The sequence below is a fragment of the Massilia violaceinigra genome (assembly GCF_002752675.1).
Lineage (GTDB): Bacteria > Pseudomonadota > Gammaproteobacteria > Burkholderiales > Burkholderiaceae_D > Telluria_A > Telluria_A violaceinigra.
The window spans coordinates 2,506,560-2,526,722 of sequence record NZ_CP024608.1; the positions used below are offsets into that span (position 1 = coordinate 2,506,560).

The 20,163-nt window shown below is 60.0% G+C and carries 19 protein-coding genes; 7 read left to right on the forward strand and 12 right to left on the reverse strand.

The genetic code is table 11. The features are described from left to right. Window positions 1-308: 308 nt before the first annotated feature. From CR152_RS11385 to CR152_RS11410, 6 genes are all read left to right on the forward strand, one after another. A complete protein-coding gene (locus CR152_RS11385; RefSeq protein WP_099875014.1) occupies window positions 309-2,621 on the forward strand; it encodes an NADP-dependent malic enzyme in 2,313 nt (770 codons plus the stop codon). 324 nt (window positions 2,622-2,945) lie between these two features. After that, the gene (gmd, locus tag CR152_RS11390) at window positions 2,946-3,992 is read left to right on the forward strand and encodes a GDP-mannose 4,6-dehydratase (RefSeq protein ID WP_099875015.1); all 1,047 of its coding nucleotides are present in this window, start codon (window positions 2,946-2,948) and stop codon (window positions 3,990-3,992) included. A gap of 10 nt (window positions 3,993-4,002) precedes the next feature. Then, the gene (locus CR152_RS11395) at window positions 4,003-4,938 is read left to right on the forward strand and encodes an NAD-dependent epimerase/dehydratase family protein (protein ID WP_370663814.1); all 936 of its coding nucleotides are present in this window, start codon (window positions 4,003-4,005) and stop codon (window positions 4,936-4,938) included. After that, window positions 4,935-6,068 carry a glycosyltransferase family 4 protein gene (locus CR152_RS11400; protein WP_307718572.1) on the forward strand — a complete coding sequence of 378 codons (1,134 nt, stop codon included), beginning with the start codon at window positions 4,935-4,937 and terminating at the stop codon, window positions 6,066-6,068. Before CR152_RS11395 ends, CR152_RS11400 begins: the two co-directional genes overlap by 4 nt. Before the next feature lie 31 nt (window positions 6,069-6,099). Next, window positions 6,100-7,245: a glycosyltransferase family 4 protein gene (locus tag CR152_RS11405; RefSeq protein WP_099875017.1), complete on the forward strand. Its 1,146-nt coding sequence runs from the start codon at window positions 6,100-6,102 to the stop codon at window positions 7,243-7,245. A gap of 251 nt (window positions 7,246-7,496) precedes the next feature. Then, the gene (locus CR152_RS11410; protein ID WP_099875018.1) at window positions 7,497-8,282 is read left to right on the forward strand and encodes a substrate-binding periplasmic protein; all 786 of its coding nucleotides are present in this window, start codon (window positions 7,497-7,499) and stop codon (window positions 8,280-8,282) included. Window positions 8,283-8,486: 204 nt separating this feature from the next. On the opposite strand, the gene CR152_RS11415 is transcribed toward CR152_RS11410, so the two are convergent. From CR152_RS11415 to CR152_RS34810, 12 genes are all read right to left on the reverse strand, one after another. Continuing rightward, window positions 8,487-9,527, reverse strand: coding sequence for an RNA methyltransferase (locus CR152_RS11415; RefSeq protein ID WP_099875019.1), 1,041 nt, complete (start codon window positions 9,525-9,527; stop codon window positions 8,487-8,489). A gap of 85 nt (window positions 9,528-9,612) precedes the next feature. Continuing rightward, window positions 9,613-10,557 (reverse strand): hypothetical protein, encoded by a 945-nt coding sequence (locus CR152_RS11420; RefSeq protein ID WP_099875020.1) that lies wholly within the window; start codon window positions 10,555-10,557, stop codon window positions 9,613-9,615. 110 nt (window positions 10,558-10,667) lie between these two features. Continuing rightward, window positions 10,668-11,459 (reverse strand): hypothetical protein, encoded by a 792-nt coding sequence (locus CR152_RS11425; RefSeq protein WP_157778440.1) that lies wholly within the window; start codon window positions 11,457-11,459, stop codon window positions 10,668-10,670. 207 nt (window positions 11,460-11,666) lie between these two features. Continuing rightward, window positions 11,667-12,584 carry a CsgG/HfaB family protein gene (locus tag CR152_RS11430; RefSeq protein WP_099875022.1) on the reverse strand — a complete coding sequence of 306 codons (918 nt, stop codon included), beginning with the start codon at window positions 12,582-12,584 and terminating at the stop codon, window positions 11,667-11,669. Beyond that, a complete protein-coding gene (locus tag CR152_RS11435; RefSeq protein ID WP_099875023.1) occupies window positions 12,581-13,012 on the reverse strand; it encodes a curli assembly protein CsgF in 432 nt (143 codons plus the stop codon). Before CR152_RS11435 ends, CR152_RS11430 begins: the two co-directional genes overlap by 4 nt. A 50-nt stretch (window positions 13,013-13,062) precedes the next feature. Further along, window positions 13,063-13,401, reverse strand: a complete 339-nt coding sequence (locus tag CR152_RS11440; protein ID WP_157778441.1) for a CsgE family curli-type amyloid fiber assembly protein — start codon at window positions 13,399-13,401, stop codon at window positions 13,063-13,065. A gap of 579 nt (window positions 13,402-13,980) precedes the next feature. Beyond that, window positions 13,981-14,769, reverse strand: a complete 789-nt coding sequence (locus CR152_RS11450) for a PEP-CTERM sorting domain-containing protein (protein WP_502554294.1) — start codon at window positions 14,767-14,769, stop codon at window positions 13,981-13,983. After that, the gene (locus CR152_RS32825) at window positions 14,655-15,143 is read right to left on the reverse strand and encodes a hypothetical protein (protein ID WP_157778442.1); all 489 of its coding nucleotides are present in this window, start codon (window positions 15,141-15,143) and stop codon (window positions 14,655-14,657) included. Before CR152_RS32825 ends, CR152_RS11450 begins: the two co-directional genes overlap by 115 nt. Window positions 15,144-15,573: 430 nt before the next feature. Continuing rightward, window positions 15,574-16,329, reverse strand: a complete 756-nt coding sequence (locus CR152_RS11455) for a hypothetical protein (protein ID WP_157778443.1) — start codon at window positions 16,327-16,329, stop codon at window positions 15,574-15,576. 867 nt (window positions 16,330-17,196) lie between these two features. Continuing rightward, window positions 17,197-18,330, reverse strand: coding sequence for a sensor histidine kinase (locus tag CR152_RS11460; protein WP_099875028.1), 1,134 nt, complete (start codon window positions 18,328-18,330; stop codon window positions 17,197-17,199). Between the two features lie 479 nt (window positions 18,331-18,809). Further along, window positions 18,810-19,412: a DUF445 domain-containing protein gene (locus CR152_RS33820; protein WP_208640112.1), complete on the reverse strand. Its 603-nt coding sequence runs from the start codon at window positions 19,410-19,412 to the stop codon at window positions 18,810-18,812. 4 nt (window positions 19,413-19,416) lie between these two features. Next, entirely contained in the window at window positions 19,417-19,689 is a 273-nt protein-coding gene (locus CR152_RS34810) for an Arc family DNA-binding protein (RefSeq protein ID WP_099875029.1), read from the reverse strand. A 107-nt stretch (window positions 19,690-19,796) separates the two neighbouring features. Here CR152_RS34810 and CR152_RS11475 point away from each other — a divergent pair, with 107 nt between their 5' ends. Further along, the gene (locus CR152_RS11475; RefSeq protein ID WP_099875030.1) at window positions 19,797-20,030 is read left to right on the forward strand and encodes an Arc family DNA-binding protein; all 234 of its coding nucleotides are present in this window, start codon (window positions 19,797-19,799) and stop codon (window positions 20,028-20,030) included. Window positions 20,031-20,163: the final 133 nt, after the last annotated feature.

A 20,163-nucleotide genomic window follows, 5' to 3' on the forward strand; every position in this document is an offset into this window, starting at 1 on the left:
CGACAGGGTTGGCGGAAGCTCGCGCCGCGCAGGGTCAGGGTTCCCGCCCGCAGCGCCGCGATGCCCGTGCATTGTCTGGCCAGCCCGCGGCATGGGTCTATTGCGTTTCTGTCTAGAATTTGTATCAACTGTCAGCGATGTGTACCGTGCTGTAGCGCCGAGCGAGCGATCGCTTTTTTGTTTGTTGCGATGAAATTTTCATGTTTTGGGGCAATTGACCCGAAGTTGGTGAAAATACGTAGCTTGTTGAAAGATCACGTCTGATAAAATCCTCAGTCCCCGACAGTACACAGGAAGGCCGTACCAGCATGGATTCGTCACCAGAGAAGAAGGAAGAACTGCGCCAGCAACTGCGCCTCGCCGCGCTCGAGTATCACGAGAGCCCCCGTCCCGGAAAAATCAGCGTCACGCCCACCAAGCAGCTGCTCAACCAGCGCGACCTCGCCCTGGCGTACTCGCCGGGCGTGGCGGCTCCTTGCGAAGAAATCGTCAAGGACCCGGGTAACGCCTATAAATACACGGCGCGCGGCAATCTGGTGGCCGTCATCACCAACGGTACCGCCGTGCTGGGCCTGGGCAATATCGGTCCGCTGGCGTCCAAGCCGGTGATGGAAGGCAAGGGCGTGCTGTTCAAGAAGTTCGCCGGCATCGATGTGTTCGACATCGAGATCAACGAGCAGGATCCGGACAAGCTGGTCAACATCATCGCCTCGCTGGAACCGACGTTTGGCGGCATCAACCTGGAAGATATCAAGGCGCCCGAGTGCTTCTATATCGAGCGCCAGTTGCGCGACCGCATGAAGATTCCGGTATTCCACGATGACCAGCACGGTACCGCGATCATCGTCGGCGCCGCGATCCTGAACGGCGTCAAGGTGGTCGGCAAGGATATCCGCGAGTGCAAGCTGGTGGTGTCGGGCGCGGGCGCGGCTGCCCTGGCCTGCCTGGAACTGATCGTCGACCTCGGCTTCCCGATCGAGAACATCTACGTGACCGACCTGGCCGGCGTGGTCTACAAGGGCCGCGTCGAACTGATGGACCCGGACAAGGCGCGCTTCGCGCAAGACACGCCATTCCGTACCCTGGCTGAAGTGATGCCGGGCGCCGACATTTTCCTGGGCCTGTCCGCTGGCGGCGTGCTCAAGCAGGATATGGTCAAGGAAATGGCGGCCAATCCGCTGATCCTGGCGCTCGCCAATCCGACCCCGGAAATCCTGCCGGAAGAAGTCAAGGCCGTGCGCGGCGACGCCATCATCGCCACCGGCCGTTCGGACTATCCGAACCAGGTGAACAATGTGCTGTGCTTCCCCTACATTTTCCGCGGCGCCCTCGATTGCGGCGCCACCACCATTACGCGCGAGATGGAAATTGCGGTCGTGCACGCGATTGCCGACCTGGCCCACGCCGAGCAGTCGGACGTGGTGGCCACCACCTACGGCATCAGCAACCTGTCGTTCGGTCCGGAATATTTGATCCCGATGCCGTTCGATCCGCGCCTCTTGATTCACATCGCCCCGGCCGTGGCCAAGGCGGCGGTCGAGTCGGGCGTGGCGACGCGTCCGATCGCCAACCTGGAAGCCTACGCCGACAGCCTGCAGCAGTTCGTGTACCGCAGCGGCACCTTCATGAAGCCGCTGTTCGCGGTGGCCAAGGCGGCCCCGCCGGAACTCAAGCGCATCGTCTACGCCGAAGGCGAAGAAGAGCGCGTGCTGCGCGCCGTGCAGGTCGTGGTCGACGAGAAGCTGGCGCGCCCGATCCTGGTCGGCCGTCCGAGCGTGCTGGAGCAGCGCATCGAGAAGTTCGGCCTGCGCCTCAAGCAAGGCGAGCATTTCGACGTCATCAATCCGGACCACGAAGACCGCTACCGCGATTACTGGCAGACCTATTACGCGATGACCATGCGTAAAGGTGTAACCCAGGAATACGCCAAGCTGGAAATGCGCCGCCGCCACAGCCTGATCGGTGCGATGATGATCCACAAGGGCGACGCCGACGGCATGATCTGCGGCACCTTCGGCACCACCAGCCTGCACCTGCACTATATCGACCAGGTATTGGGCAAGCGCGACGGCGCCAATGTGTACGCGGCGATGAATTTCCTGATCCTGCCGGAACGCCAGATGGCTATCGTCGATACCCACGTCAACGAAAACCCGAGCGCCGAGCAGCTGGCCGAGATCACCATCATGGCGGCCGACGAGATGAGCCGCTTCGGCCTGATTCCGCGCGCGGCGCTGTTGTCGCACTCGAACTTCGGTTCGGCCAACAGCGCATCGGCGCAAAAGATGCGCGCCGCGCTGGCGCTGGTGCAGCAAAAGGCGCCGCAGCTGGAAATCGATGGCGAGATGCACGGCGACGTGGCGCTCGACGCCAAGCTGCGCATGCAGCTGATGCCGCACTCGACCCTGCAGGGCGAGGCCAACCTGCTGGTGATGCCGAATATCGACAGCGCCAACATCGCCTACAACCTGCTCAAGACCGCGGCCGGCAACGGTATCGCGATCGGTCCGGTGCTGCTCGGCTGCGCCAAGCCGGTGCACATCCTGACGCCATCGGCCACGGTGCGCCGGATCGTCAACATGACGGCCCTGTGCGTGGTCGACGCCGTCTCGGAACGCTGATCGGCAAGTAACACCGCGCGTGTGTTTTGCGCGTCAGAACGGCCGGCATCGTCATCGATGCCGGCCGTTTTTTGTAGTAATTTCGCACAGCAAAAACGTGCATTACTACATTTCATTACAGTTCAAGATAAGCGTAACAATGCGTAAGCTGGCGCCGTCCGTCCCGGCAATCGGGGCATAATATCCATGCTAGTTGTTGTTCATATTGCACGGAACTTTTTTGCGTAAAGAATGATCAAAGCGATTCTGTTACAATGCTGAGTTGTTAACTGCGAGTTGGCCGTGCAGATTACCGCTCTCCAACTACACACGAATATCACGAATATGCAAAAAACAACAAAAAAAGCCCTGATTACCGGGATCACCGGGCAAGATGGCGCTTACCTTGCGCAGTTGTTGCTTGAAAAGGGCTACGAGGTCACCGGCACGTATCGTCGCACGAGTTCGGTCAATTTCTGGCGTATCGAAGAGCTTGGTATCCAGGCTCATCCAAATCTGCGCCTGGTCGAATACGACCTGACCGACTTGTCGTCCAGCATACGCCTGATCCAGACCGCCGAGCCTGACGAGGTGTACAACCTCGCGGCCCAGAGTTTCGTCGGTGTGTCGTTCGAGCAGCCAGTTGCTACCGCAAGCATTACGGGTCTGGGGGCAGTTAACCTGCTCGAAGCGATTCGCATCGTCAACCCGAAAGCGCGCTTCTACCAGGCATCGACCTCCGAAATGTTCGGCAAGGTCCAGGCCATCCCGCAAGTCGAAGATACCCCGTTCTACCCGCGCAGCCCGTACGGTGTGGCCAAGCTGTACGCCCACTGGATGACGGTCAATTACCGCGAGTCGTATGGCATCTTCGGTTCCAGCGGCATCTTGTTCAATCACGAATCGCCCCTGCGCGGCCGTGAATTCGTCACCCGCAAGATCACCGATTCGGTCGCCAAGATCGTGCTCAACAAGCTCGACGTGCTGGAACTGGGCAATCTCGACGCCAAGCGCGACTGGGGTTATGCCAAGGAATACGTCGAAGGCATGTGGCGCATCCTGCAGGCCGCACAGCCCGACACCTTCATCCTGGCCACCAACCGTACCGAAACCGTGCGCGACTTCGTCACCATGGCGTTCAAGGGCGCCGGCATCGATATCGAATACACGGGCACGGGCGAAGCCGAGACCGGCCATTGCGCCCGTACCGGCAAACTGCTGGTGCGCATCAGTCCCAAGTTCTACCGTCCTGCCGAAGTCGAGTTGCTGATCGGCGATCCGGCCAAGGCCATGCGCGAACTGGGCTGGGCGCCGAAGACCACCTTGGAGCAGTTGTGCCAGATGATGGTCGAGGCCGACATGCGCCGCAACGAACAGGGTTTTTCCTTCTGATATGACGGGCATGGTCACGGAAACGTCCCCCGCGCCCGGCGCCGAAGGGCAGGGCAAACGTGCCCTGATCACCGGCCTGCACGGCTTCACGGGGCGCTACGTGGCGCGCGAACTGGCCGCTGCCGGCTATCGCGTGTTCGGCACCGTGGTGCCGGGCCACGGGAGCGACGCTCCTGAACCCGATGTGTTCGCGGTCGACCTGCTTGACCGCGCCGGCGTGGCCGCCATGATCGAACAGGTGCAGCCGGACGTCGTGGTGCACCTGGCCGGCATCGCTTTTGTTGCGCATGCCAACGCCGAACTGATTTACCGCGTCAACATCGTCGGTACCCGCAACCTGCTCGAAGCGCTGGCGGCCCAGCGCCACCAGCCGTCGGCGGTGCTGCTGGCATCGTCCGCGAATGTCTACGGCAACGCCAGCGCCGGCCAGATCGATGAGTCCCTGGCGCCCGCGCCGGCCAACGATTACGCCGTCAGCAAGCTGGCCATGGAACACATGGCGCAGTTGTGGAGCGACAAGCTGCCGATCATCATCGTGCGGCCATTCAACTATACCGGCGTTGGCCAGGATGACAATTTCCTGTTGCCGAAGATCGTTTCGCATTTCCGCAAGGCGGCGCCGGTGATCGAACTGGGCAACCAAGCCATCGCGCGCGATTTTTCCGACGTGCGCATGGTGGCCGACAGCTACCGCCGCCTCTTGGCGTCGAACGTCGCCGGCCAGACCTTCAATATCTGCTCCGGCCAGGCGCATTCGCTAGGCGAGGTCATCGCGCTGATGGAGTCGATTGCCGGCTACCGGATCGAAGTGAAGGTCAATCCGGCCTTCGTGCGCGCCAAGGATGTGCTGGTCCTGATGGGCAACAATGAAAAACTGCGTGGCGCGATCGGGGCCATGTCCCCGATTCCGCTCGCCGACACGCTGCGCTGGATGTACCAGGCGTGAGCCGCCTGCGCGTCGGCCTGGGAACGACCATGATCGAACCGGGCCTGACCGGCGGAAGACTGGACGGGATCGGCGTGTACACCCAGGCGCTGCTGCAGCACTTGCCGCAGGCCGGCTGCGATGTGGCCGCTTATTCGTATCCGCGCCTGCGCGGCGACGCCACGGCGATCAGCGTGGGCCAGGCGATGCCGCAATCGTTCGAAGCGGCCAGCCTGACCGACCTGCTCACGCCAATGGCGAACCGGGTGCACATGCCGGCCGATATTTTTCACGCGACCGATTACCGTATCGTGCGCATGGATTGCCCGGTGGTGGCGACCCTGCACGATGCGCTGCCGATCAAGTATCCGCAGTGGTGCAGCCCCGGCATGCGGCGCGCCAAGAACTGGATGCAGCAAAAAGCGGCGCGCAAGGCACAACATGTGATCGCGGTGTCGAACTTTGCGATCGGTGAACTGGTCGAATGCTTCGGGGTCGATGAAAACAGGATCAGCGTGGTGCCCAACGGCGTCGATGCGGCGTGGCTGCAAGCGCCCGATGCGTCGGCGGTGGCAGCGACCTTGCTCGAGAACGGCCTGCGTGCAGGCTATTTTTTGTTTGTCGGTACTTTGCAGCCGCGCAAGAACGTCGAGCGCCTGCTCAGTGCCTACCTGAGTTTGCCGGACGCGCTGCGGGCCGAGCGCCAGCTGGTGATTGTCGGCAGCGCCGGCTGGCGCTGCGAAGAGCTGATCGCGCGTGTCAAGGCGGCGCAGCAGGATGGCGAGCAGGTCGTATGGCTGAACCGGCTGACCGGCGCCGATGGCCTGCGCCATGTGTATGCGGGTGCGGGCGTGTTTGTGTTTCCGTCCTTGTATGAAGGTTTCGGTATTCCCGTCGTCGAGGCGTTTGCATCGGGGGTGCCGGTAGTGGCTTCGAATAGCAGTTCCTTGCCGGAAGTAACCCGGGGCGCGGCGCTTGACGTCGATCCGGGCAACACTGGTGACATCGCCGCGGCGATGCAAGCGCTGGCGCGCGACGATGCGCTGCGCTCGCGTTGCATTGCGGCGGGCCGCGCTCGCGCAGCCCAGTTGACCTGGCACGACACCGCGCTGCAAACCGCCGCCGTGTATCGTGCCGTCCTTTCACAATAATTTGCCGTCGTACTGAGCCACTTGCGAAACTATGCGTGTCCTACATTTCTATAAAACCTATTTCCCGGAATCGGTGGGCGGCGTCGAGCAGGTCATCCGGCAGATGTGCGTCGGCACGGGCCGCCTGGGCGTGCGCAATGAGGTACTGACGCTTACGCGCCAGAAGGAAAAGCGCGACGTCGAATTCGAAGGCCACAAGGTGCGCCTGCTGCCGCTCGACTTCGAGATTTCCTCGACCGGTTTTTCGCTGGCCGCCTTTGGCGAACTGGCGCGCATGGCCGAAGAAGCGGACGTGGTGCACTACCACTTCCCGTGGCCCTTCATGGACCTGGCGCACTTTATTTCGCGCATCAAGAAGCCGAGCCTGGTGACCTACCACTCCGACATCGTGCGCCAGAAGCAGTTGCTGCGCCTGTACCAGCCGCTCAAGCACCGCTTCCTGCAAAGTGTCGACACCATCGTCGCCACTTCGCCAAATTACATGGCGTCGTCGGCCGTGCTGGACCGATATCGCGACAAGACGCGCGTCATCACCTACGGCCTGGACAAGACCATTTATCCGGAACCGGACCAGGCGCGCATGGACAAATGGCGCGCGCAGATCGGCGAGCGCTTCTTCCTGTTCGTCGGTGTGCTGCGCTATTACAAGGGCTTGCATATCTTGCTCGACGCGGTCGCCAATACCGATTATCCGGTGGTGATCGTCGGCGCCGGTCCGATCGAGAGCGAGCTCAAGGCGCATGCCGAACGGCTCGGCCTGACCCACGTGCTGTTCGTCGGCGCGCTCGACGAGGCCGACAAGGTGGCCTTGCTGACCCTGTGCTACGCACTGGTGTTCCCGTCGCATTTGCGTTCGGAAGCGTTCGGCATTTCGCTGCTGGAAGGGGCAATGTACGGCAAGCCGATGATTTCGAGCGAGATCGGCACCGGCACGACCTACATCAATATCGATGCGGAAACCGGATTGGTCGTGCCGCCGAGCGATCCGCAAGCGTTTGGCGACGCCATGCGCAAGCTGTGGGACAACCCGGAACTGGCGCAAGCCATGGGTGAGCGCGCCGAAGCACGCTACTGGGAACTGTTCACCGCCGAGCAGATGGCCAAGAGCTACACCGCGCTGTATCACGAACTGGTGGCGCATCATGCCACCGTGGCGCTGGCGCAAGTGCAGGCCTAAGGCTTCCCGGCGGCATTGCCGCTGCATCGAGCTTGTCCGGTTTGATTGGCGCCGAAGATAACACCGTCATGCCTGGCAGCGGCAGGGATGACGGTGTTGAATGCCACGGAAAAAATCACTTAGGCAACGCCAACTCCACCTTTTTTCATTCCCGATCTAAATTTCCTCCGGCTGATTCGTACTCAGCAGCACGATTGCCGCCCAAACGCGGGAACTGGTATGCTTTGACGAGGGAATCGCAAAGGCCGGGTATGGTGAAGCAGTTATTACTTGTTGCGGGATTGCTGGCCGGGGCGCCTGTCCTTGCCGGCTTGCCGCAGACACCGCCCCGGCTGTACATCACGACCGAATATTCGCCGCCGGCCAGCATGCTCGACGGTGAGCGCGTGATTGGCTATTCCACCGAAAAGATCCGGGAAATCATGAGCCGTACGTCGATCAGCTATTCGATCGACCTGTTGCCCTGGAAGCGCGCCTACACCGCGGCCGTGCAGCGGCCCGACGGCTGCGTCTACGCGACCACCCGCACCCCCGAGCGTGAGCGGCTGTTCAAATGGGTGGGGCCGACCGACGAGGGCGAGTGGGTGCTGCTGGGACGGGCCGACCGCGCGTATCAGCTCGCCACACTGGAGGACGCGCGCGCGCTGCGCATCGGTACCTACAACGGCGACGCGCGCGACGACTATCTGCGTTCGCGCGGTTTCCAGGTCGATCCGGCGCCGAACGACATGCTCAATCCGCAAAAATTGCTGATGAACCGGATCGACCTGTGGGCCGCCGGTTTGCGTCCTGGCAGCGGCGTGCTCGAACAAAACGGCTGGGCGGGGAAGATTGTCCCCGTGCTGGTGTTTAACCGGATCAAGGTCTATCTCGCCTGCAACCGCGCCATTCCCGACCCCGTGATCGACAAGATGAATGCCGCGCTCGAAGCGATGAACCGCGACGGCACCTCGCGCCGGCTTGAGCGTAAGTACGACAACTGGGTGACGCGCAAGCCGACCGAGGCGGAGGCCGGGCAGGGCGTTCCGGCCCGCTAAAAGGATGGGCCGGGAGGGGGCGCGAAGGTCGGGGATCGCACTCAACGGCCCCGGACGCATCGGCCCGGGCACGCCGCTACTCAGGCACCCAGCTACTCAGGCACGCGGCTACTGAGGCACACAGCGGCGGGAACGGCGCAGACCGCGCCAGGGCAGGCTGCCCCATGACGCGATGACCCCGCCTTCTCCTGACAGACTGAAGCGTCAGGCCGCGTCTGCCCGGCCGATCGCAATCGTCCTGCGCGCCGGTGCAGCGGCGCGTGCGCGCAGTTGTCCGCAGCCGCCGTCGACATCTTGCCCCGCCGAATCGCGCAGCTTGGTCAGCACACCGCGCTGATGGAGCGTGGCGGCAATGGCGCGCGCACTCTCCCAACTGGGCCGCTTGAACGCCAGATCCGGAATCGTATTGTATGGAATCATGTTCAGGACGGCATATTTGCCCTTTAACAGGCGCACGATGCCGTCGATCTCGTCCTCCCCATCGTTGATGCCTTCGAGCAGGGTCCACTGATACTGCACCGGATAGCCGGTCAGCCGCGCATACTGCTCGCCCGCCTCGACCAGTTGCTCGGGCGTGATGCGCGGTGCGCGCGGCAGCAATTGCTCGCGCAACGCGGGCTTGGTCGTGTGCAGCGACAGTGCCAATGCAGGTTTGACCACGCCCTGCGCCAAACGTTCAAACACGCGCGGGTCGCCCACGGTCGAAAACACCAGGTTCTTATGCCCGATATTGCCTTCCGTCCCTAAGAGCTCGATAGCCTCGAGCACATTGTCGAGATTGTGGGCTGGATCGCCCATGCCCATGAACACCACTTTTTTCACCGGCCGCTGGGTGCGCGCCAGCACCACCTGGGCGATGATCTCGCCGCTGCTGACCTGGCGGATGAGCCCTTCGCGTCCGGTCATGCAGAACTGGCAGCCGACCGCACAGCCGACCTGGCTGGACACGCACAGTCCATCGCGCGGCAGCAGCACGCTTTCGACCGCCTGGCCATCGGCCAGTCCGACCAGCAAGCGGGCCGAGCCATCTTCACCGGGATGCGAGGAAATCAGCCGTGCCATGGCCTGCAGCTCGGCGTCGAGCGCGGGCAGGGCGGTGCGTACGCCAAGGGGGAGGAAATCGTTGGGACGGCGCCGTCCCTGATCGTAGGGGCGGCCCTGGACCCAGTCGCGCAGCACGCGCTGTTCGTGCAAGGGCAGGGCGCCCAAGGCGCGCAGGCGCTGGCGGATGGATGTAAGTTGCATCGCGCTATTTTATTGCATACGCGCGGGAGACGGGATGTTGCAATGAAAACGGCGCAGTTGCCTGCGCCGCCGGGCGGATCATCGGCTAGTGCTGGACGATGCCGGCCACATTACCGCTGCCATGTTGCGTGAGGTTGGCGCTATAGCTGTTGCCGGTCTGCGAGATCGACGAGTAATTGGCCTTGCCGCCGGTGCCGAACTGATTCACCTGCGCCTTGTTGTCGTAACCGTTTTGCGAGACCAGCGATTCGTTGGCGACGCCGGCTTGGGTCAGGCTAGCCTGGTTTTTGTTGCCTTTCTGGTTGATGTTACTGACGTTTTTCTTGCCTGACTGCTCGGTGAGTGCATTGTTGTCGGTACCATTCTGGGTAATTGTGGAGCCAACCTGCTGAGCGTCTTTCTGGATTGCCTTGGCAGTATTCGAATTGCCGCTCTGCTTGATGTTGGCTTCGCTGAAATCCACCTTGGTCTGGGTGGCAACCGCGTTGTTGTGCGAGCCGTTCTGGTCGATACTGGCATTTCCGTGGCTGGAATCGAGCTGTTTGACTGCAATCTTGTTATCGGAGCCGCTCTGCTTCGCAGTCACTTGTGATTCGGAAACGCTTAGCTGCTCGAGCGTGGCAGCGTTCTTCTTGCCATCCTGGGACAGCGAGGCTTTGCTCTTCTTATCATTGTCTTGCCGAATCGTGCCGACATTTTGCTCGCCGGACTGCGACACAAGGGCGTTTGCCTGGGATGAATTTTCCTGGCGGATGGCGGCGCTGTTCTCCTTTCCTTTCTGGGAAATCTGAGCCTCGACATCCTGGCTCTTCTTCTGGAAGATGCCTGGATTTTTGGCGTCACCCACCTTGTTGCTGTCGCCGACTTGGGAAATCGTCGCCTTCGCCCCTTTAACATCTTGCAGCTCCGCATAGGCGCTGTTGCCATTGCCTTTTTGCGAGGCGCTGACGGTATTGTCCGCGGCCTGGGCCGAGATGGTGGCAAACGCCAATGCCAGTGCGCCGGCCAGTGCCGATAAAGGATGTTTCATGATAGTCTCCGTAGAATGAATGGGGTCAGGTCAAGTTCGATTCAGCGACCCCGATAAACTGAATACCGGCATGCGGCAATCACCGCGCGGGCCGGTGCCGCCGATCAGCTTTAATGCTGATAAATGCAGACCTGGTTGGCGCTGCCGAACTGCAACACGTGCGCCGCCGCATCAGTGCCGGTCTGCATGACAACAGCCGTGTTGGGCCCGCCCGTCGAGGCGGTCCCGGTTTGCGTCACCGTTACCCGGTTGCCGTTGCCGGTTTGCGTGATCAGCGATTCGCTCAAGTGCAGGCCTTGCGCCAGGGTCGCCGCGTTGTTGTTCCCGAGTTGAATGATGGCGCTCGCGTTATGGCTGCCCAGCTGATCGCTGATTGCCTGATTGCCGCTGCCTGTCTGTGCAATCGACGAGGCGGTGGACATGCCGTCCCGCTGCGTTGCCGTCGCCATGTTCGCGTTGCCGATCTGGTGGACGCCGAACGGCGCAAGGTGCACGTTCTCCTGCACGACCGCAAGCAGATTCGCATCGCCTTTCTGCTGCAGGATCGCGCCTTCGACAGCCGACTGGAGTTGGGTGAGCGCGATCGTGTTGTTGGTGCCAAGCTGCTGGGCAATGGCCTGGAAGTCATCGACACGCTGCTGCTGGAGATTGGCCAGATTGCTGGCGCCGCGCTGCTCGGCGTACGCCATGGAAGCCTGGGCCTGCTCCTCCTTGATAAAGCCGGTGTTGTGGTTGCCGGCTTGCTCAATCAGGCCAATCGCCCTGGTCGATTGGATTTGCCCGATGCTGGCGCTGTTGGCATCGCCACGCTGGGCGAGCGCGGCGCGCACCTCCGGGCCGGCGGTATCGTTTGCGGCCCGGGCTGCGGAGCCGCAGAACGCAACCGTGAGGGCGAGTGCCATCGCCGATAAAGGGGTTTTCATGGAGTGCCTCCGTGGATTGTCGTGTCCGGGTCTGGCGCGATTGAGCGACCGCGATGACTGAACGAGTAAATGGATCAGCGACTTTCATGGTGAATCAGCGTGGCAGTCTTGCCGCTGCCATATTGGCTAAGCCGCGCGCTCCCTTTACGGCGATGCCGGCGCGCAGCATCGGTGGCAGGAAGGGATTCATCGCTCGCTCCTTGCCTTGGCGGGAGCGCGCCGGCCAGCGGTGACGGTGCCGGTGCCGGACTGCTTGGGCCGATACATAATGTCGCGCTCGTCCAGGTAACGCTGGAGCACCGGGTTGGACCAGTGCGCCTCGTCCTTCAAGGCCCAGCTGCCATCCTTCAAACCTTGTACGATCAGGTGGGCAACGCCGGCCTCGATCGCTTCGCCGACGCACAGCTGGGTTGGCTCGTTACGCATCATGCCGCCTTCGAGTTCGAGCAAATCCTTCACGTTTACGAACTTGAACACGCTGGGATGGATCTCATACGAGTAGATCGTCTTGCTGGTCGAGACGCTGTGCAGGACCTGACCACCGCGAATATCGATGGTGCGCAGATTGACTGTGACCTGGTCGACCCGGTATTGCGTGCTCAGGCCAATGCCCAGGAAGCGCGCGCCGGCGCCGCCGGTGCGCACATTGCTTTCGTACGCAACGATGCCGCCCTCGATGAGCACCGACGCGGCCACCAGCGACGGGATCTGCACCAGCGGCGTGCCGGCCGGTTGCGGCATTTCCAGCGCCCGCATGATCTTGCGTTCGGTGAGCAGGTTCTGCAGGTTTTCACGCTCGACCGGGATGAACCAGCCCGACTCCTTGAGCGCCTTGACCAGCATCGACGAGGCGCCCTGCGTGACCACGGTGGAAAACGAGCTGTCCGGGGATGGCTTGTATTGCCCGGTCTGGTCGCGGACACCGTACACGGCCACGGCCACCTTGCCTTTTGGAGCGGGCAGGTTGAGCAAGTCGCGCGTGACCGGCGTGATGGGCGCCAGTTGCGCGGCGGCCGTGACCGCCGAGGGCGGATGGCGGAAGCTGCAGCCCGCGAGCAGACTGGCCCCGGCCGCGGCGGCAATCGCCCAGCGCAGGGCGTTCATTGCGCCACCTCGAAGGTGGTGGTGGCGCCGGTGCTCCGGTCGGTCGTCGTAATGCGCAGCATGCCGCCACCGAGGTCGACCACAGTGATGGTGAAGTTGGCAGTGGAGAAGGTCCCAGGCACCAGCTTGCCGTCCGGCCCCTGCAGTTTGGAGGTGGCAGCCGAGGCGAGTTGACTTAACACAGTGCGTTCGAGAGTTTGATTGAACTGTGCGAGCGGCGACTGGTCGAAGAAAGAAGAGCCACCGAGACCCTTGTTTTCCGTGTGCTTGGTGGTGGCTGTTGCGCTTGCCAGCAGGCCCGGGCCGTTGGCCGGGTAGCCGCCGAACGAAGGGTTGACGGGCAAATACACGAGTTCAGTCGCGGTGGCGGCGTTCGCCAGTACGACCAGGCACAGCGCTGCCGCGCGGGTGATGGAATGGAGTGGCATGGCTGATTTCCTTACTTTGATGGAGTTGACAGAGACAGCGTTGAACAAACTCAGAATTCGTCGGCCGCGAGGTCGGCGTCGATGATGCTCTGGCGCTCGGCATCGGCTTGCAACACCGCCTGGTAGGTTCTTTCGGCGGCGTCTTCGCTGAGCGATTTGATCGCCCCCCGGGCGGTCGGCAGGCGCGTTTCGAACACGCGGCGCTGGGCGAAGTCGATCCGCACTTCGCTGCCACGGCGTGCCGACGGACGTTCGACGATGGCAAGGGTGTAGCGTTCGCTGCCTTCTTTTTCGCGCCACGCGGCGATGAAGTACTGGCAAAAATCGTGGCCGGCGACGGTGACCGCCTGGCTGGTGACGACGCCGCTGTCGGTATCGAAGGCGAGCATGCGCCCTGCGTTACCAAGCTTGTCCGGTGCGTCTTGAGGGGGCGTTTGGCTTGCGCTTGCGCTGAGCCCGCATCCGAGCGCGAGCGCGCAGATGGCGAGTAGTGTGGTGGTCGGGGACATACGGCCTCGCGGGTGTTGTTATTGTTGTTATGGCCTGAAATGCAGTGACAGATGAGCAGATGAGAAGAGAGTTTATCGAGGGCGACCTGGCCGTCTTTGATGGTTGTCAAAAAGTTCAAGGTCGGGATCTCAAGCGCTTCGGCTGGCTGAAAATCAACGCTGGCGAGCGGGCAGGTGATCGGAGCGGGAGCGATTCCAGACCAAATGGCGCTGCTTTTTCAGGGCAGCGCGCTGGACAGGCAGAGAGGAGGAGAAGCACGGACGACACGTCGATCAAGCAGCAGACGCCTGTGCCGATCGGGTACCGGTCATAGGCGATCAGGCACGACCAAGGCAATTGCCAGGTCGCGGGTTGGCGGGTGTGGCAAGGCAGCGTCAATGCAAGCGTCAAGGCGCGGATGGAGTACGCGCCGCAAGGCATCCATCGGAGGACAGATCGCGGCGCGCATCCGGGGCGCATCAGGGTGCAGGGCGGCGCCGGCGCACGTGGTACAAGCCGAACAGCGACAACGTGACCAGTGCGAGCGTGCCCGGTTCCGGCACGTCGCTCCGGTCTGGTACTGCCGCGCCCGCGATGAGGAAGATATCGCCATAGCCTCTCGTGTCACATGGGCCGAGCGGTTTGCCGTCGGCCAGTGCCGGGCCGGAGGTTTTACCACCGGTGCCGAAGCAACCCATCCACACCTGTACCGACATGGTGTCGTAACCTGCGCCTTCGAGTCCTTTCAGATCCAGGCTGGGGATGTAATTGATAAATTCCACGGCGTTCGACGCCTGGTTGGTGTTGATCAGCTGGCCGCCCGAGGGGCATTCGCTGCCATCGGGCGAGGGGTAGGATGTGGTGCTGCTGACCACGCAGATCGCACCGACCGTCAGTGCAAAGTCGGTCGAATTTGGTGTCGTGACGCCGCTGCCGTTAAAGGTTTTTGTCGATTGAAACAGCGACGGGTCCTTGAAGATATCGAGCAGGTCGAGCTGTTGCGTTTCAAAATATTTGTTGGCCAGATTGCCCTCGGTATCGCGTATCGTCACCAGCGCCCAAATCGGCAGACTGGCCGTTGCATTCTGCGGATTATTGAAGTCGAAGGCGATCATTATCTGGTGGTAGCCGCCGTCGAAGGTCAGCTTGCCGTTCAGTGTGGCCAGGCCCATGTCCCAGCTGAACGCCGTGTCGTTGGCCAGTGCCCCATGATTGGTGGGGTCGTTCTGGTCGCCTGTGAAGAAATAGTCCTTCTTGCCGCCATTGATGGTTTTGAATCCATCTTCGACGGCAGCGCGGCATCGCCGTTGGCCAGGGTGGCGCCGCCGTTCGATGCCACCACAATCGAATCGTGCAGGGCGCCCTGCGCCGCGCTGAAGGTGTAATCGCCCGTGAATCCGGTGCTGCCGCCTGCGGACAGATAGTTAAGTACGCCCGTCGAACATGAAACGAAATTGCCGTACGTCGCGCATGCGGAGTTGGGTGTGGGATAGGTGCTGGAGTAGGTTGGCAACGGTCCTGCCAAGGACGCATTTGAAGCGATGCCAGCCATCCCCAGCAACGCAAATGCGACGCAACGACGTGTGATCGAGTTCATTTTGGCCATCCCCCATGTGATTGTTCTTATCGTATGGATGAGCATGGAACGTGCCAGTTTCGTAACTCCTTGTTTTCATTCGGCTCATAAAAAATATTGCATATCACGTGTAAAAAATTCCGACAGGTAATCAATCTTTGCAAATGGAAATGGTTGGCTTGCAGTTAATTGCTAGGGTGGTTTCAACTTGATTTTTTAATAACTGGTGAGCAGTCGGAAGGGAATGCTCCCAGTACGCGGGCTTAAAGCTGGGCAAGCGCCGGCGATGGTGGGCGGAGCAAGCCAGGTTGGCCTCGCGCCGGGCTGGCGCAGGTGATGGGTGGAGGCGAGCGCTGTCGCCTTGCCGCTTGCCTCGCTCCCGAAAATAAAGCCGGAACCCTTTCAGGGATCCGGCTTTGGCATGAATACCGGAGGCGTCCGGCTATTGCGCGCTGATCGCCGCAATATCGGCTACTGCGTGCCTCATGCGCGTGAATTAATGCGCCGCCCACCACTGTTGGGCGAACTCGCGGTCAAACGCAGGCAAGATCGACTTTTGAATCGTGGTGCCGTTCAGTACCGGGAAACGCGATTTGAAACTCGCTTCGTCGCTGGCCCACTGGTCGGAAATCGTTATGTCGAACGTCGATGTGGATGCGCCTGCAATCGCCTGGTCGATCAGGGGAATCGAAGGGCCAGCCTTGAATTCGTTTTCGTTGCGCTTGCGGGCAACCGCCTCGACGTGTCCGAGATAGAAAATCCCGGGTGTGGTCGGAACCAGCTTGGCATGAATCGGCGTGAAAAACATGCCGTGGATAGGGAAGGAGCTGGACATGCCCGTAATGCCGCGAATGACGTACTCGCCTTTGTCCAGTTCCATGCGCAGATAGTAAGTGCTGCCTGCTGGCGTATCGGTCTCCGCTTTTGCCAGGGCATCCATCGTGTAGTTAATGCGGTCGGCGCTTTCCTTCGCCTCGCCCTTTTCCACATGCATGACGATCGCCTTCGGCTGATGGGAGGTGCGGTGGATATTCTTGATGGTGGCAGTCATCAGGTAGACCGATTTGTCGGCGTTGACCGCCGCATTGTCAGGACCCGAGAACGGCATCTTGGTTTGCGTGGCGCAGCCGGTCAACAGGAAAAATGTGGCAACTGCGGCAGTGTTAATAAATTTGGAAAACATGCTTACCTTAAAGGTTATCGAATATGAATTACTACGAGAACTAACTTTTGCGTGGTTGCAATTTTCCATTACTTATTGCCGAATTTCAATATTTTTCTGCAATGTGTTGTAAATATCCGAGGCGGGATGGCGTGTGCACGGCGCAAGACAGGTCGTCGAACCGCGCTGCGACGGTGTGGCGTTACTGGCTTGGATGCGGATGAGGTGCGGGACGTAAACAGCATGCGCGATCTGACAGACAGGCGAGGCTGGTAGCGTCGGGGCGTATGGAGGATGTGGGGGATTTTTGAAGCAAGGCCAGTGCGAGGCAACTGGCCGGAGAGTCTGGATGCGCGTAAGCGCGTCAATTCAGTGGTGCGGGAGCCGGAATCACATTAAGGGGCTAAAATTTTTAAAAAGTGGCCTCATGGACGCAAAATGTTTTGTGTCCTCGGTTCCATTCCAAGTCTAGCAGGGCAGGTGCGCGAACAACTGCTCACATCTAGCCGTGCAGCAGGGACCGGCCGGCGATCATCCGTCCAAAAAAGGATACACGGTATCCGGAAGGTTCGGCTGAAATTACAGCCCATCTATCGTCTCAAGGTCGCGGCCCGCGCTGACGCAGTGCTGATTCTCGTGTCGGGCGCCTCGCTGCCCATGACGACATGGTGCAAGGGGGCGAGTGTTCGAATCACTCCGTCCCGACCAATAGAATTAAAGACTTAGGCCAGCCCTAGAGCTGGCCTTTTTCTTGTGCGCAGCAGCTAGTAGGGTTTTGGTAAGACGGTATTCAAGGAGGGGGCGGATGACGGCTTTGTCTCTGGACCGGGACCTGAGCCATGCCGGGAGGCCAGCTCGTCAATAAGATTGGCCCGCCTGAGCAACAAGCCGTCGACCTGAGATCGCTATTAACGGAGGTGAACGGCGAGGAGCGACGATTTCGCTCAACACAGTAGCCTAATTGGGCAACGTATGGCGTGGCAATGATATCGTGAATATGCATCCAGTTCCAGGTACATCCCGAACGGATAAGGTTCCGTCGTTAGCCCTGATGCTCTGCATGGAAATCGCTAAGCCAAGCCCCGCCCCTGTTCTGCTGCCATTTCGTTGGGAGTACGGCAGGAACATAGTCTCTTCAACGCCTGGCGCCAGTCCGCCGCAGTGATCCCTGATATCGATCAATATTCTGTCAGCTGCGCCGTATGCGGTCAGCAAAACTTCAGTGTTCGGCTTGGTGAACTTGAACGCATTTTGAAGTACGTAGGCCACGGCTGCGAGCAAGAGATCGCGATTGCCCATGAGGCCTAGCGACAATTCAACCGGCTGGACGCGTAAAGTACAGGTATGCGGCAAGGCCAATGGATCAGCAACGCTGACTATCTCGTCGATCATCTTTGACAGGGAAAATACGTCTAAGATGGCTGGATCGCTACTCTGCAACCGAACGTCTTCAAGCGACTCGGCAATGAGTTTTTCCAGCGACAGCAAAGACTTTTCCAAAATCGAGCCGGTGGCTCCTCCCAGGCTTAAATTTCCCGCTTTTGCGGCGGCAAAAGCCAAGGACGCTGTACCAAGAAAACTGCGAAGTTCATCGGAATAGAATCCGAGGCGACGATTCGATTCTGCCGCAAGCTTCCTTGAAAAAATTTCGTCTCGTTGGTAGCTGAATTCTGTTACTGCATCCGAAATTGCATTGTCTAAACAGCGGTTCAAAGTCCTAAACTCATCAACCCGGAAGGGTGCGTCGCGCTCAACGGCAAGGTCTGTGATGGCCTGGCAAAGGTCACCGTAATCATGCACTACTTGATCGACGCTGAATCCAAGCTCAAGCAGATCTTTGCCGTGCTGGGCCGCAGTCACACTTACTTCCGACAGTGTTTGCGCTCCGCCAGCAGGTCCGGAAATCCGGGTGCTGTCCCCAGGGCCGGTGGATTCTTCCACTTCCAAGGTCCTGATGATCTGGTCCAAAAACATTGGGATGCCGTTTTGAAGCTGGCCGGTACTAGCGTTGCGTCCCGGACGGGCGTTGACCTTCGTGCGGCATCGTGCTGTTAACTCGTCGCGATTGTTGCGGAGAAAATCGTATAGCATTGTCTACCTCGTGCATAGTGAGCCGATTGTTAGCCGCGCGGTACCTCCGTCCTAGCGTCGAACGAGCATAGGCCTTAATCAAAACGCATGGCGTTCAATTGGCTGCGATCGTGCCCCGTACAGATTGCTTCTTGCGTGCAACAAGCCCAATTTTTGACCGTCTATTTTTGGTTGTCTAAATCCTTAAGTATTCCAATCAGTAGATCGTATAGCTCTGCGTCGGGCACCGGTCCGCGCGGGCAGTGACCGTTGTCGCGTACTTCGTAAGATGTGACCTGGGCGGGCATTATTAACGCCAACTGGTGAATCGAATTTACCCGTATCTCGGCAATTACGCTGCCAGCGTACGTGCGCATGGTGACAAGACAATTGAGAGGCATGATAGTGCTCCAAGTGAAACTTCTCGACGGTTGCGCGCAGCAAAATGATGGGCTTCTCACTTTGTACGCAGCTGGTCTCACTTTGGATGCACTTTTCGATCAGAGCGGTTTGACGACTGCCTTGCGAGCCTTGGACGGTTGCTGAAAGCTTTCCGCCCACTGGACCACCTCGCGCGCTATGTACAGTGCTTGCGGTTTCGCTGTGCCGGGCAGCCGGACCGGCTTGGGGAAGCTAGGTTGAACATCGATCTCCCTGCGAACTGTATTCGCGGATCGCTTGAGGTAGGTGGCGACGTCGCTGGTGTCCCATAAATCGAGTGAGCCAGGTATGGCAAGGGCAACCCGTTTTCCGACTGCCTCGGCAATCCCGTTGGCAAGGAGGGAAGCGTTGTCGTCAAAAATTTTGGAGGGAGCGTTCTGCGAATTTTCGGTGTTGTGGTTCTCGTGGACTCGCTTGGCTTTGGGGCCATCCGGTGCCACATGGGCCTGCACAGCTTCCTCCCTGCATCGGTCGAGGTAGCTGCCGACATCGCGCACATCGGCGACCACATATTTCCCCTCCTTGCGAGTCGGTATGGGGAATGTCCCGGCGCTCATCTTGTTGCGCACCGTCCCAATCTCGGCTCCGATTTCATGGCACACCTCATCAAGTCTCATCACCAGGCGTTCGTATTTCATGGCCAAGAAGATATCAGCCTTCATGCTTTCAACGCCCGCCTAGTTTGAGCAAGGTTTCAACCAGGGATTCGAGTGTTTGCCTGTTCACCGGGGCTGCAAGTTTTTCTGCAATGGCGGTAGCCTGCGCATCGGGCGTGTTGCCCACGTTTGCGGGCTCGAGAGACTGCGCCAAGCGAAAAACAATCTCGGCGTTCATGCTGCGGTTGTTGGCCTTTGCTTCTTCGGCAATCCGATCGCGCATACCGACGGGCAGTCTGACGACAAATTGATCTGCGGCCCTACTAGGCGGGGAAGTCTTCATACGTCGAGATCATACTAGCCATATGATATCTTTCAATGATATGTACTTGCGATGATCGCACTTTGATAGTATATTGGATTGACATACTGCATCCTTGAGGGCCCCACATGACGACCGCAATTGACCAAGCCACCTGCGCAAAAGAACAGTTCATTCTGCGATTTCCTGCGGGGATGCGCGCACAGCTCAAAAATATCGCTGCCGCCAACCGTCGCTCGCTGAACGCCGAGCTCTTGCTGATGATTGAACGTGGATTGGCTGCCGCATGTGAGCCGCAGAGTACTCTGCAACCCGGGCGCGTCAAAGATTTATCAAATTTGAAGAAAAAGAATATGGCTTAAGCGAGCCGAAAGAACCTGAAATAAGAAAGGGCGCCCTGCAAGGCGCCCCTCTATTCAGTGCAAACGCCCTGGCGTCACCAGGTGTTGTGGTCAAAGATGCTGAAGACATCTTTTGGCCTGTGAATCACATCGT